This window comes from Stenotrophomonas sp. 63632_Sma (assembly GCF_056482875.1).
Map to the genome: position 1 here is coordinate 1,974,039 of NZ_CM151220.1, position 12,795 is coordinate 1,986,833.

Genomic DNA, 12,795 nt, shown 5'->3' on the forward strand with positions numbered 1-12,795 from the left:
CTGAACGGAGCCCGACGTCGGCCGGATCGTCAGCTTCTAATTGGACGAACGTTCGTTCACTATTTGCGCCATGAACCGAGCCGACCGCAACGAGCAACGCATCGCACAGATCCTGCAGGCCGCCCTGCAGTGCTTCCTCGTGAAGGGATTCCACCAGACCAGCATGCGTGACATCGCGCAGGCGGCCGGCGTCAGCCTGGGCAATCTCTACAACCACTTCCCGGGCAAGGAGGCGATCATCCTTGCGGTGGCGGTGGCCGAGAGCGAAGAACTGGCACCGTTGCTGCAGCGACTGGCCGCGTCCGATGGCGAACGCACACAGGTGATGGCCTTCCTGCAGGACTTCCATGCGCTGTGCCGGCAGCCGGAATGGGCAACACTTGCGGTGGAGGTGCTGGCCGAGAGCGCACGCAATCCGGCCGTGGCCGAGGCCTTCGCGGCCAATCGCAGGCAATTGCAGGCGACGCTGGCCGAAGCCCTGCAGCAGATGGCACAGCGCGAACGTCGGCGTCCCGTACTGGCGCCGGCACTGCAGGCGCAGGTCCTGCTGGATGCCATCGAAAGCGACGCACTGCGTCGGGGGCTGGGCGAAGCCGATGGCACCGATGAAGCATCGCTGGATCTTGGCCTGCTCGCGCTGCTGCTGGGCGCACGCGCATGAATGCTGCTGACCGGCGGTTGCACGGGCTGGACCTGGCGCGTTACCTGGCACTGGCCGGCATGGTGCTGGTGAATTTCCGTCTGGCGATGGCCGTGCCGGCAGAGGCTGAGGGTTGGCTGGCAGGGTTCTTCCATCTGCTGGAAGGCAAGGCTTCGGCGACGTTCGTTACGCTGGCTGGCTTGGGCCTGGTGTTGGCCACGCAGCGGCAAGGGTGGTGGCCGGCCAGCGTGCAGACCTGGAGGCGCGCGCTGTTCCTGATGGTGCTGGGCCTGCTCAACCTGCCCCTGTTCCCGGCCGATATCCTGCGCTACTACGCGGTGTATTTCGCGTTGGCCGTGGTGTGGCTGCGTGCCTCGCCGCGGGTGTTGCTGGCCAGCATCGTGGGCCTGGCGGCCTGTTCGTTCTGGGCGTTGCTGCATTGGGATTACAGCCAGGGATGGAACTGGCAGACGCTGGAATACGCCGGTCTGTGGCAATGGCCGGGCGCGGCCCGCAACCTGCTGTTCAATGGCTTCCACCCGTTGATGCCGTGGCTGTGCTTCTTCCTGCTGGGCATGCTGCTGGCGCGCCTTCCGTTGTCGCAGCAGCGGGTGCAGCATGCATTGCTGGTGCTGGGGCTGCTGCTGATCGGCGCCGGCCAAGGCGTGCAGCATATTGCGCAGGGAACGCCGTGGCAGGCGTGGCTGGGTACGCAGCCGATGCCGCCAGGACCCGCCTACGTGCTTACCGGTGCGGGCGCGGCCTGCAGTGTCATCGCCGCCTGCCTGTGGCTGACGCGCGTGCGACCGGGCAACTGGCTGGAGCCGTTCACCGCGGCCGGGCGCATGACCCTGACCCTGTATGTGGGTCACATCCTGCTGGGCATGGGCACGCTGGAAAGCCTGGGCCTGCTTGATGGCAGTGCCTCGCTCGCGTCGGTGCTGTTGTGGGCGCTGCTGTTCCTGATGCTGGCGACCGCTGCGGCGTGGCTGTGGTCATGGCAGTTCGCGCGCGGTCCACTGGAGGCGGTGATGCGCCGTATTGCAGGCTAGTTCTTTGGTCGTGCCGAGGTGATGTTGTGACGGACATGTCTGTGTCGTGGCGAGCGCATCTGCGATAGTGGCGGCAGGTAACACTTTCCGCTTGCATCCATGTCATTCGCTTCGGCGCAGCATCTCGGCGAAGTCCTGCAACAATCCTATGGCATCACCCCGACCGCCGTGGTGCCACGCCCGGTGGGCGCCGACGCCAATGCCAGCGTGTATCGCGTCGATGCGCGGCACGGGCAGTGGTGGTTGAAATGCCGCACCTACCAGGTCGACCCATCGGTGTGGGACAGCCTGCACTGGATGCGCGGCACGTTGGGTATCGATGAGATCGTCGCGCCGTGGCCGGCACTGACCGGTGGTGCGTCGGTGCAACGTTGGGGATTGCAGTTCACCCTGTTCCCTTATGTGGAAGGCCAGTCCGGGTTCGAGGCAGCGTTGAGCCGCACGCAGTGGAAACGGCTGGGTCAGGTGCTGCGGCGCCTGCACGGCGCGCAGCTGCCACCGGAACTGCAGCAGGCGTTGCCGATCGTGCGGCTTGAAACGGCGGCGCTGGAGACCGTTGGGCAATGGCTGGCCGGCGAGGGCCTGGCGGCCGCGAAGGACGGGCTGGGCCGCGCATTCGTTTCGGTATGGGACCAGCAGCACGCGCGCATCACAGCGCTGCATGCACAGGCACGGGAACTGCTCGCGGCCTTGCAGGACGTGCCGGTAGATCTGCACCTGTGCCACACCGATCTGCATGCCGGCAACCTGCTGATGGGCAATGACGGTGGGCTGCACCTGATCGATTGGGATGGCCTGTCGCTGGCACCGCGCGAGCGCGATCTGATGTTCATCGGTGGTGCCGTGGGCGGACGCTGGGGGCGCGAGAATCCGCTCGATTTCGCAGCAGGCTATGGCAGCGACCTGGGGGATCCGCGCTGGATCGCCTGGTACCGGCATTGGCGCATCCTGCAGGACCTGATCGAGTTCCAGCAGGTGCTGCTGGGCAGCGATGGCGAGGAGCGCTCGCCGCAACTGCGCCGACAGTCGCTACATTACCTGGGCGAGCAGTTCGCACCGGGCAATGTGTTCGATGCGGCGGAGCGGGTGTATCGCGCGTTGTAAATGCACGTCACCTGCCATGGGTGAACCGTCGCGCTTCGCGCGATGAGTCGAGCATGGCTCGACTCTACAGTTACGCTCGGCAGCTCTTTGTGCCGCCATCGTTGATCGGGCGGACAGGAATCATCCGCGCATGGCGCGGATCTACTCGGCGGGCTTGGCTGCCGCCGAGGCCGCTGCGCTTGCGGCGCGGCGCGACAGCACGGCCTCGCGATGGGCGATGTAGGCGTTGGCGGCGAGGATGATGCCGGCACCGATGATCGTCCAGCGGTCCACCGTTTCGTTGAACAGCAGCCAGCCGCACAACGTGACCAGCGGCAGCTGCAGGAAACTGATCGGGGTCAGTGCCGAGACTTCGCCCAGGCGCAGCGCACGTGTCCACAGCAGCTGGCCGATGGTGCCGAGCACGCCGGTGGCCAGCAGCCACAGCCACGCCAAGCCGGTCGGCCAGACCCAGACGAACACTGCCGGGATCAGCGACAGCGGCACCCAGAACACGTAGGTATAGAGCACCACGGTGTCGGCGCTGTCGATGCGGGTCAGCTGCTTGATCTGGATCGCCACCAGCGAACTGAGCACGGCCGCACCCACCGCCACCAGGCTGCCCGCAGTGAAGCCCGCGGTACCGGGGCGGACGATCACCAACACGCCGATGAAACCGACCACCACCGCCGCCCAGCGACGCACGCGCACGGTTTCACCCAGCCACAGCACGGCGGCAATGGTGACGAACAGAGGGGTGGAGTACGAAAGCGAGACCGCCTGCGCCAACGGCAGATGGCCCAATGCCCAGAAGGCGCACAGCATCGAACCCAGGCCGATCGCACTGCGCACGAAGTAGCGCGGCAGCTGCTGGGTTTTCAGCGGCGCGTGGCCTGGCCGCAGCAGCATCGGCAACAGCGCCAGCAGGCCGAAGGCATTGCGGAAGAACGCCACTTCCTGGGTGGGCACGTAGCGCGTGGCGTAGCGGATCGCCACGGCCATCAGGCCGAATGCCATCGTGCTGCCGAGCATCAGCAGCGCCGCCCGCATCGGGGTGGCGCTGGGGGAGAGGGCGGGGGTGTTCACCACTGCGCGCCGAGCAGGCGGGGCTCCGGTTCGATTGGCACGCCGAACTTCTCCAGCACGGAAGCAGAGATGCGTCGCGCCAGCGCCAGCAGTTCAGCGCCGGTGGCGTTGCCGTGGTTGACCAGCACCAGTGCGTGGCTCGGCGCCACGCCAGCATCGCCTTCGCGGAAGCCCTTCCAGCCGCAGGACTCGATCATCCATGCCGCCGAGACCTTGCGCTTGCCGTCCTGGTCGGACGGGAACACCGGCAGCTCGGGGAAGTGCTGCAGCAGTACGTCGACCTGTTCCAGCGGCAGCACCGGGTTCTTGAAGAAGCTGCCGGCGTTGCCCAGTACATCCGGGTCGGGCAGCTTGCGGCGGCGGATCGCGATCACCGCATTGGCCACGTCCACCGCGCTGGGCAATTCCACACCCTGCGCCTGCAGTTCCTCGCGGATGCCGGCGTAGTCCATGCGCAGGTCATGCAGCAGTGGCAGCTTCAGCTCGATGGCGGTGATCAGGTAACGGTCCATCTGCTGCTTGAACACGCTGTCGCGGTAGGCGAAGCCACACTGTTCGTTGTCCAGCCGCACCCAGGCCTGTTCCTGGCAGTCCCAGGCTTCGACGGCCTGGATGAACTCGCCGACCTGCGCGCCGTAGGCGCCGATGTTCTGGATCGGCGCGGCACCGGCGGTGCCGGGAATCAGGGCCAGGTTCTCCAGGCCGGACAGGCCTTCCTGCAGCGACCACATCACCAGGCCGTGCCACGGCACACCGGCACCGGCGCGGATCACGGCATGGTCGGCGCGATGCTCGAGGAAGCTGATGTCACGGTTGCCGAACACCAGCACGGTGCCCGGCAGGTCCTCGGCGATCAGCACGTTGCTGCCGGCACCCAGCACCAGCAGCGGGCCGCTGGCCACTTCGGGCAATGCCAGCACTTCTGGCAGCAGCGTGGGATCGTGCAGTTCCAGCAGCTGAGCGGCGCTGGCCTGCACATGGAAGGTGTTCAGGGCCTGCAGCGGCGCATTGCGGGTGAGCGTCCAGCGCAGCGGGGCATTGCCGTCGACGGTATCCATGGGCGCGCTCACAGCGGTGCCACCGCGCCGCGGCTCGGCGCTTCGCGGCGGCGACGGATCGCCTCCACGCATTCGGAGACGAGGGCCGGGCCACGGAAGATCAGGCCGCTGTAGCACTGCACCAGTGCCGCACCAGCAGCCATCTTGGCCACGGCGTCGGCACCGGACAGGATGCCGCCAACACCGATCAACGGCACCGACTCGGGCAGGCGCGAACGCAGGCGGCGCAGTACCAGGGTGGACTGCTCCAGCACCGGCGCGCCGGACAGGCCGCCGGCCTCGTTGGCCAGCGGGTCGCCGGCCACCTTGCTGTGGTCGATGGTGGTGTTGGTGGCGATCACGCCGTCCACCTGCAGTTCGCCCAGCACGCGGGCAGCGGCATCGATGTCGCGCTCGCTCAGGTCGGGCGCCACCTTGACCAGCATCGGCACGCGGCGACCGTGGCGGGCCGCGAGATCTTCCTGGCGGTCGCGCAACTGGCTGACCAGCTGGCGCAGCGCGGTTTCTTCCTGCAGTTCACGCAGGCCGGCGGTGTTGGGCGAGGAGATGTTGACGGTGATGTAGTCGGCCAGCGGGTACACCTTGTCCAGGCAGGCGATGTAATCGTCCACGGCCTGTTCGTTCGGAGTGTCCTTGTTCTTGCCGATGTTGATGCCGAGCAGGCCGCGGCGGTTGCGCGCGCGCTCGACGTTGCGCACCAGCGCGTCCACGCCCGCATTGTTGAAGCCCATGCGATTGATGATCGCGGTGTGTTCCGGCAGGCGGAACAGGCGCGGCTGCGGATTGCCCGCCTGCGGGCGCGGGGTGATGGTACCGATTTCGACGAAGCCGAAACCCAGCGCGAACAGCGCATCGATGTGCTCGCCATTCTTGTCCAGGCCGGCGGCCAGGCCGACCGGATTGGGGAAGGTCAACCCGAACACCGTGCTGGGCATCGGCGCGATGCGTGCGGCCAGCAGCGGCGTGGTGCCGGTGCGGTAGGCCAGGTCCAGTGCGGACAGGCCAAGGCCGTGGGCGCGCTCGGCGTCGAGCGAGAACAGGAAGGGGCGGGCAAGCGAATACATGCGTCGGTTCAGTCCAGCGTGCCGAGGAAGGCTCGGGTTCGATATTCAAAAGCGACCTGGCCGTCGACCGCGTGGGCGGCGAACAGGTGCTGCAGAGCGTCGATCATCGGCGCGTGACGCGGATGACCGGCTTGCGGGGCATAGGAGGAGGACAGCAGGCGCCCGCGCAGGGCGTCGAAGTCCAGGTGCTGCACGTTCGGCAGCTCGACCATGCCGCGCAGGCCGGGGCCGAACCAGGCCTGCATGGTGGCATCGTCCTGGTAGCGCTCGGCCACGGCGGAGTAGTCGGTGCCGTAATCCAGCAGCAACTGTTCGTAGCCGACCAGGAACGGACTGGCATCGAGCAGGCGCGAATTCCAGTAGATCAGTGCCAGGCCACCCGGGCGCAGGATGCGCTGCCACTCGGCGCGCACCGCCACGGTGTCGAACCAGTGGAAGGCCTGCGCGACACTGACCAGATCGATGCTGGCGTCGTCCAGTGTGGTGGCCTCGGCGCGGCCGTCGACCGCGCGGAACTGCGGGTACTGCGGTGCCAGCCATTGCTCGGCCGCGCCCCGCATGGCGGCATTGGGCTCAACCGCCACCAGCGGATGGCCGCTGGCCAGGAACTGGCGGCTGGAAATACCGGTACCGGCGCCGATGTCGGCGACCAGCGCCTCGCGGCTGACGCCCATCGGGCCGTGCAGCCATTCCAGCAGCGCGGGTGGGTAATCGGGCCGGTAGCGGACGTAATCGGCGACGCGGCTGCTGAAGCGTTCAGTGCTGTCGGAGGCGGTCATGGCAGTCAGTTCGACATCGCAGCGAGCCAGGCCAGGCCGCCGAAGAACAGGATGAAGACCAGGATGGCGGCGATCACCGCGCCGACCATCACCCAGCCCAGTACCAGACCGGTGACGGCCAGGCCATCGCCTTCCAGTTCATGCGGGCGGCGGCGGATCTCGGCGCGGGCCATGTGGCCGGTGATGATGGCCACGATGCTGGCCACGAAGGGCAGGACGGTCCAGCTGGCGATGCCCATGACCAGGCTGACCACGGCCAGGGCGCTTGTCTGTCGGGGTGCCACGCTCATCGGGGTCCTCCTTGGCAGTGTGCACATGATAGTGCCTCTGCCCGGGCAATCCCATGCCCGGCGGATGGGATGGTAGGCCTCGACCTTGGTCGACGAACCGCATTCCAGCCGTGGTAGGCGTCGACCTTGGTCGACGAAAGGCATGCCAACCAAGGTTGGCAACTACCGGAGTGCCGGTGTCAGCCCATCAACACCTGGCCACCATCCACGTTGAGCACATGGCCGGTGATCCAGCGCGCCAGCGGCGAGCACAGGAACAGGGCGGCATCGGCGATCTCACGCGGGTGGCCGAAGCGACCGAACGGAATCTTCGCCAGCGTACCGTGGTACAGGGCGGGATCTTCGGTGCGGCGGCGGTCCCAGAGGCCGTCATCGAACTCGATCGAGCCCGGTGCGATCGCGTTGACGCGGATCCGGTCCTTGGCCAGCGCGAGGGCCTGCGAGGTGGTGTAGTGCGACAGCGCGGCCTTGGCGGCGGCGTAGGGCGCACCACCGGGGCGCGGCTGCTGCGCGGCGATCGAAGAGAGATTGAGAATGCAGGCGTCACTGGACGCGCGCAGCCAAGGCAGGGCCAGGCGCGATGCACGCACGGCCGCCATCAGGTCGATCTGCAGGCTGGCGGCCCAGCCGTCCTCGTCGTCGGCCATGCCGTAGCCGGTGGCGTTGTTGACCAGCACATCGATGCCGCCGAGCGCATCGGCGGCGGCCTGCAGCCAGGCCTGGATCTGGCTTGGATCGGCCAGATCGGTGGAAAACGTGTGCAGTTCGAAACCCTGTGCCTGTGCTTCGGCGCGCAGTGCATCCAGACCGGCCTGGCCGCGAGCGCAGACCGAGACCTGCGCACCGGCGCCGGCAAACGCCAGCGCCATTTCGCGGCCAATGCCCTTGCTGCCGCCGGCGATCAGCACGCAGCGGCCGGTGAAATCAATCACCGGCTTGCCAGCCTGAAGAGCCGAGCCATGCTCGGCTGCATTTCCTGCGGTGTTCATGGCGCATCCTGCCGAACATGGCCCGGCACTACAGAAAGCGTTACAGGTCGAACTTGATGCCCTGGGCCAGCGGCAGCGAATCCGAGTAGTTGATGGTGTTGGTCTGGCGGCGCATGTAGACCTTCCATGCATCCGAGCCGGACTCGCGACCACCGCCGGTGTCCTTCTCGCCACCGAAGGCGCCGCCGATCTCCGCACCGGACGTGCCGATGTTGATGTTGGCGATGCCGCAGTCGCTGCCGGCCGCCGACAGGAACTTCTCGGCGGTCTTCAGGTTCTGGGTGAAGATCGAGGACGACAGGCCCTGCGGCACGCCGTTCTGCATGTCGATGGCTTCGTCGATGCTGTCGTACGGCATCACGTACAGGATCGGCGCGAAGGTTTCGTGCTGGACCACGGCGTCGCTGTTCTTCAGGCCCGAGACGATCGCCGGCAGCACGAAGTTGCCTGCGCGGTCGATGCGGGTGCCGCCGGTTTCGATGGTGCCGCCGGCCGCCTTGGCCTGGGCGATGGCATCGAGGAACTGCTGCACGGCGCCATCGCTGTTCAGCGGGCCCATCAGGTTGGCGGCGTCGGTCGGGTCGCCGATCTTGCCTTCGACCTGCTTGTAGGCCTTGACCAGCGTGGCCAGCACGTCGGCATAGATTGAGCGGTGCACGATCAGGCGGCGGGTGGTGGTGCAGCGCTGGCCGGCGGTACCGACGGCGCCGAACACGATGCCCGGCACGGCCAGCTTCAGGTCGGCGGTTTCGTCCAGGATGATGGCGTTGTTGCCACCCAGCTCCAGCAGGCAGCGGCCGAGGCGGCGCGCAACCTTTTCGTTGACGGTGCGGCCAACTTGGGTCGAGCCGGTGAAGCTGATCAGTGGCACGCGACGGTCATCGACCATCTTCTCCGACAGCGCGGTGCCGGCATCGTTGATCAGGAAGAAGATGTCCGGGAAGCCGGCTTCACGCAGGGCGTCGTTGCAGATCTTCAGCGAGGCGATGGCGGTCAGCGGCGTCTTGTTGGACGGCTTCCAGATGCACACGTCGCCACAGATGGCGGCCAGGAACGAATTCCAGCTCCACACCGCGACCGGGAAATTGAAGGCCGAGATGATGCCGACCAGGCCCAGCGGGTGGTACTGCTCGTACATACGGTGTCCAGGGCGCTCGGAGTGCATGGTGTAGCCGTACAGCATGCGGCTCTGGCCCACGGCGAAATCGGCGATGTCGATCATCTCCTGCACTTCGCCGTCGCCTTCGGGCTTGCTCTTGCCCATTTCCAGCGCAACCAGCGAGCCCAGGGCGTCCTTGTGCTTGCGCAGCGCTTCACCGCACAGGCGCACGGCTTCACCGCGGCGCGGAGCCGGCGTGGTGCGCCAGACCTTGAAAGCTTCCTGGGCGCGGGCGACGACGGTCTCGTACTCGGCCTCGGTGGTCGCGCGGACCTGCGCGATCGGCTCGCCGGTGGTCGGGTTGACCGGGGTGATCAGCTCACCGCTGGTCGCGCTCGACCACTCCCCGTTGCCCAGGTACGTGCCAGCGTTGATCGCGTCCAGGCCAAGGGACTTGAGCAGCTCGGAAGACATGCAGACTCCTGTGTTTCGTTACGTTGTTTGGCGCCATCGCGGGCAGGTGGGGGACGCGATGAACAGAACCGCCGATGGTAGCAGAGGGAGGTTGCTGGGCATTGGTGCGGTGCGGGGTGAAACCGCACCGATAGGCCATCCCTGTGTGGGGTGCCTGTTCAGGCAGGCAGGGCTTCGTCCATCGCGCGCGCGGATGCCGGGATGGACGGTTGTGGCGACCAAGTGGGAGGATTGCGATGCCACTGCCAGGCACTGGCGATGATCGGTGCCAGCTCGGTCCAGCGCGGCTGCCAACCCAGGATCTCGCGAGCCCGGGCAGAGGACGCCACCAGGCTGGCCGGATCGCCCGGGCGGCGTTCCGCCATCTCAAACGGAATTTCGCGTCCGCTGACCGCTGCCGCGGCTGCAATCACCTCATGGACGGAGAAACCCTGCCCATTGCCCAGATTGAAGGCGTGCGCACCGGGCGTGTGCTCCATGTACTCAAGTGCCAGCGCGTGGGCTTGGGCCAGATCCTGCACGTGTACATAGTCGCGCACACAGGTGCCATCGGGTGTTGCGTAGTCATTGCCGAACACTTTCATGGCGTTGCCGATGCCCAATGCGGCACGCAGGACATTGGGAATCAGGTGGGTTTCGCAGGCATGGGCCTCGCCAATGCCCTGGTCGGGCAGGGCGCCTGCGGCATTGAAGTAGCGCAGGCAGGTTGAACGCAGGCCGTAGGCTGTGGCTGCGTCAGCGAGAATCCGCTCTGCCATCAGCTTGCTGGCGCCGTAAGGGTTGATGGGCGCCTTGGGGTGGTCCTCATCGATCACGTCCGACAGTGGATTGCCGAATACCGCAGCGGTGGAGGAGAACACGATGCGATCGATGTCGTGGCGCCGCATGGCGGCCAGCAGGTTCAGTGTGCCAGTGACGTTGTTCGCGTAGTAGGTATAAGGAGCGGAAACCGATTCGCCCACCAGCGAACGTGCGGCGAAGTGCATGACGGCGTCGAAATGGCGGCCCTGGAGGGCGCGCTCGAGCGCCTCGGGGTCCAGCAGGTCAGCTTCCAGCAGTTCGCCCCAGCGGACCGCGTCGCGATGGCCGGTGGACAGGTTGTCGAGCACGGCTACGGAGTGGCCGGCCTCGGCCAGGTACTGGGCCATGTGGCTGCCGATGTAGCCGGCGCCGCCGCAGATGAGGATATCCGACACGCATCTTCCTTGTTGCAGAACTGGTCGCGAGTCTATCAGTGGTGATGAATCCGGGGCGGGTCCTAGCGGCGGACGGATGCTGCTTCTGACGCAAAATGACGTAATTGGACACAATTGGACATATTTAAAATTCGTAATATTTTCAATGGTTTGCGTTTAATTGTGTGGATGGGTGGGGGTTCTCCCGACTTGAGGTTCCTATCTTTTGCTGCAGACATCATTCACAATTCAGTCACGCCTGATTGACAAACCTCTGACAATCGCGTGCTGGCTGGGGAGTCCATGCACGTGAAGACGAACAATTCAGCGTTCGGTCGAGTCGTGAATGGAGAAGTGCTTTGCTACATGGATCAGTAGAAGACCTCCCCGCAGCGCGGGCCCGGGCGGGCCGACGCCGCGTAGAAGCGCGGGCTGCCCTCGAGTTGGGCTTGCGGCTGGGCGATCTGTTGCTGCTGCCGGGCATGGCAGTGCTTTCCCATACCCTGTTGTACGGTGCAGCTGCGCCGGACTCTTCCCAGCGAATCGTCTTTGGCGCGGTGATTCTCAGCGCCATCGTGTGCTTCTCCGTTGCGCCCCTGTATCGGAACTGGCGGATGCGCGGGTTGCTGGCCGACCTCTGGTTGCTGCTGCTGGCCTGGTCCGCCACCTTCGCGTTGTTCTCGCTCTACGCCGTCGTGGTCGGGCTTGCCGATGCGGTGCCGTCGACCTGGCTGATTGGCTGGTATGCCTTTGGCCTGGGGTCGATGGCGGCGCTGCGTGTGCTCCTGAGGGTGCAGCTGCACCGGCTGCGTTCGCGCGGCATGGATCATGAGAGGATCCTGCTGGTGGGGCTGCGGGCCCCGGCATTGCGGCTGCATCGCCTGCTGCGCGGGAAGCCGGAACTCGGCAAGGACGTCATCGGCTACTTTGCCAGCGCGGGCGATATCGCGACCCGCCGTGGTGGGGACGCCCCGTGCCGGCTGGGGGGGCTGGAAGATGTCCCGCAGTACATGGATCAGCACCGCGGCGAATTCGATCAGGTGTGGGTGTCGCTGCCAATGGGGCATGCTGGCGCCATCAAGGACATGCTCAAGCAGATCGAGCGTTTTCCGGTGCCTGTACGCCTGATTCCCGATACCACGGGCCTGGGTGCGCTCAATCCCGGCGTGCACCAGGTGGGGGATGTGCCGATGATCGGCGTCCGCCAAGGCCTGGCGGATCATCGTTTCCGGCTGTTCAAGCGGGTCGAGGACATCATCGTTGCCGGCACAGCGGTGGTCCTGCTGGCGCCGTTGTTCGCCGTGCTCGCCATTGGCGTGAAGCTGAGCTCGCCGGGGCCGGTGTTGTTCCGCCAGAAGCGCCATGGGCTGGGCGGCAAGGAGTTCTGGATGCTCAAGTTCCGCTCCATGCGCGTGCACGCGGAGGGGGAGGGGCAGATCACCCAGGCAACGCGTGGTGACCCGCGCGTCACCCGGTTTGGCGCCTTCCTGCGTCGCAGCAGCCTGGATGAACTGCCGCAGTTCTTCAATGTGCTGGGCGGGAACATGTCGGTGGTCGGGCCGCGCCCACACGCGATCCAGCACAACAACCACTACGAGCGCGTGATCGAGCGCTACATGCATCGTCACTACGTCAAGCCCGGGATCACCGGCTGGGCGCAGGTGCACGGCCTGCGTGGCGAGACGCCGGAGCTGCGCTCGATGAAGAAGCGCGTGCAGTACGACATCGATTACATCCGGCGCTGGAGCCCGACGCTGGATGTGCGGATCATCGTGCTGACGGCACTGAAGGTGCTGGGGCAGAAATCGGCGTACTGAGGTGGCCGATTTCTGGAACTGAGACGTAATCCCATGAATCTGTTGGCGATTTCATCGCCTGTAGTGCGCTTGTAAGGTATGCTGTGCGGCTGCCGCCGGCCTTGGGTGTTCTGGTCGCGTGCGCCGCAAGGAATGCCACAGGATCCAGGTCAGTGTTCAAGAACGTTCTTTTTGTATGTGTCGGCAACA

At 66.1% G+C, this 12,795-nt stretch carries 12 protein-coding genes; 4 read left to right on the forward strand and 8 right to left on the reverse strand.

The features are described 5' to 3' along the window. The first annotated feature begins 70 nt into the window (after positions 1-70). From ACZK45_RS09185 to ACZK45_RS09195, 3 genes are all read left to right on the forward strand, one after another. Positions 71-661: a TetR/AcrR family transcriptional regulator gene (locus ACZK45_RS09185; protein WP_478445733.1), complete on the forward strand. Its 591-nt coding sequence runs from the start codon at positions 71-73 to the stop codon at positions 659-661. After that, positions 658-1,692, forward strand: coding sequence for a DUF418 domain-containing protein (locus ACZK45_RS09190; protein ID WP_478445734.1), 1,035 nt, complete (start codon positions 658-660; stop codon positions 1,690-1,692). The genes ACZK45_RS09185 and ACZK45_RS09190 overlap by 4 nt, the downstream gene beginning before the upstream one ends. 99 nt (positions 1,693-1,791) lie before the next feature. Further along, positions 1,792-2,796: a phosphotransferase gene (locus ACZK45_RS09195; protein ID WP_478445735.1), complete on the forward strand. Its 1,005-nt coding sequence runs from the start codon at positions 1,792-1,794 to the stop codon at positions 2,794-2,796. 141 nt (positions 2,797-2,937) lie between these two features. Here the strand turns inward: ACZK45_RS09195 and ACZK45_RS09200 are convergent, their stop codons facing one another. From ACZK45_RS09200 to galE, 8 genes are all read right to left on the reverse strand, one after another. Further along, positions 2,938-3,825 carry a DMT family transporter gene (locus tag ACZK45_RS09200; RefSeq protein WP_478445877.1) on the reverse strand — a complete coding sequence of 296 codons (888 nt, stop codon included), beginning with the start codon at positions 3,823-3,825 and terminating at the stop codon, positions 2,938-2,940. Positions 3,826-3,857: 32 nt separating this feature from the next. After that, a complete protein-coding gene (gene murB / locus ACZK45_RS09205; RefSeq protein WP_107431775.1) occupies positions 3,858-4,919 on the reverse strand; it encodes a UDP-N-acetylmuramate dehydrogenase in 1,062 nt (353 codons plus the stop codon). A gap of 8 nt (positions 4,920-4,927) precedes the next feature. Beyond that, a complete protein-coding gene (locus ACZK45_RS09210) occupies positions 4,928-5,983 on the reverse strand; it encodes a quinone-dependent dihydroorotate dehydrogenase (protein ID WP_478445736.1) in 1,056 nt (351 codons plus the stop codon). Positions 5,984-5,991: 8 nt separating this feature from the next. Beyond that, the gene (locus ACZK45_RS09215) at positions 5,992-6,762 is read right to left on the reverse strand and encodes a class I SAM-dependent methyltransferase (protein WP_478445737.1); all 771 of its coding nucleotides are present in this window, start codon (positions 6,760-6,762) and stop codon (positions 5,992-5,994) included. Positions 6,763-6,767: 5 nt separating this feature from the next. After that, on the reverse strand, positions 6,768-7,052 hold the full coding sequence (locus ACZK45_RS09220; RefSeq protein WP_010484694.1) for a DUF4190 domain-containing protein: 285 nt from the start codon (positions 7,050-7,052) through the stop codon (positions 6,768-6,770). Between the two features lie 179 nt (positions 7,053-7,231). After that, positions 7,232-8,041 carry an SDR family NAD(P)-dependent oxidoreductase gene (locus ACZK45_RS09225; protein WP_478445738.1) on the reverse strand — a complete coding sequence of 270 codons (810 nt, stop codon included), beginning with the start codon at positions 8,039-8,041 and terminating at the stop codon, positions 7,232-7,234. Positions 8,042-8,081: 40 nt separating this feature from the next. Next, positions 8,082-9,614 carry an L-piperidine-6-carboxylate dehydrogenase gene (gene amaB, locus ACZK45_RS09230; protein WP_049398541.1) on the reverse strand — a complete coding sequence of 511 codons (1,533 nt, stop codon included), beginning with the start codon at positions 9,612-9,614 and terminating at the stop codon, positions 8,082-8,084. A gap of 158 nt (positions 9,615-9,772) precedes the next feature. Beyond that, positions 9,773-10,810, reverse strand: coding sequence for a UDP-glucose 4-epimerase GalE (gene galE, locus ACZK45_RS09235; protein WP_478445739.1), 1,038 nt, complete (start codon positions 10,808-10,810; stop codon positions 9,773-9,775). A 461-nt stretch (positions 10,811-11,271) separates the two neighbouring features. Here galE and ACZK45_RS09240 point away from each other — a divergent pair, with 461 nt between their 5' ends. Then, entirely contained in the window at positions 11,272-12,606 is a 1,335-nt protein-coding gene (locus ACZK45_RS09240) for an undecaprenyl-phosphate glucose phosphotransferase (RefSeq protein WP_478445740.1), read from the forward strand. The last annotated feature ends 189 nt before the right edge of the window (positions 12,607-12,795 follow it).

What these genes read in the sequence shown, in the direction of transcription:
- ACZK45_RS09200 (WP_478445877.1), bottom strand. Translation starts at nt 3,825, where the DNA reads ATGCGGGCGGCGCTGCTGATGCTCGGCAGCACGATGGCATTCGGCCTG.
- ACZK45_RS09190 (WP_478445734.1), top strand. Translation starts at nt 658, where the DNA reads ATGAATGCTGCTGACCGGCGGTTGCACGGGCTGGACCTGGCGCGTTAC.
- murB (WP_107431775.1), bottom strand. Translation starts at nt 4,919, where the DNA reads ATGGATACCGTCGACGGCAATGCCCCGCTGCGCTGGACGCTCACCCGC.
- amaB (WP_049398541.1), bottom strand. Translation starts at nt 9,614, where the DNA reads ATGTCTTCCGAGCTGCTCAAGTCCCTTGGCCTGGACGCGATCAACGCT.
- ACZK45_RS09225 (WP_478445738.1), bottom strand. Translation starts at nt 8,041, where the DNA reads ATGAACACCGCAGGAAATGCAGCCGAGCATGGCTCGGCTCTTCAGGCT.
- ACZK45_RS09220 (WP_010484694.1), bottom strand. Translation starts at nt 7,052, where the DNA reads ATGAGCGTGGCACCCCGACAGACAAGCGCCCTGGCCGTGGTCAGCCTG.
- ACZK45_RS09195 (WP_478445735.1), top strand. Translation starts at nt 1,792, where the DNA reads ATGTCATTCGCTTCGGCGCAGCATCTCGGCGAAGTCCTGCAACAATCC.
- ACZK45_RS09240 (WP_478445740.1), top strand. Translation starts at nt 11,272, where the DNA reads ATGGCAGTGCTTTCCCATACCCTGTTGTACGGTGCAGCTGCGCCGGAC.
- ACZK45_RS09185 (WP_478445733.1), top strand. Translation starts at nt 71, where the DNA reads ATGAACCGAGCCGACCGCAACGAGCAACGCATCGCACAGATCCTGCAG.
- ACZK45_RS09210 (WP_478445736.1), bottom strand. Translation starts at nt 5,983, where the DNA reads ATGTATTCGCTTGCCCGCCCCTTCCTGTTCTCGCTCGACGCCGAGCGC.
- ACZK45_RS09215 (WP_478445737.1), bottom strand. Translation starts at nt 6,762, where the DNA reads ATGACCGCCTCCGACAGCACTGAACGCTTCAGCAGCCGCGTCGCCGAT.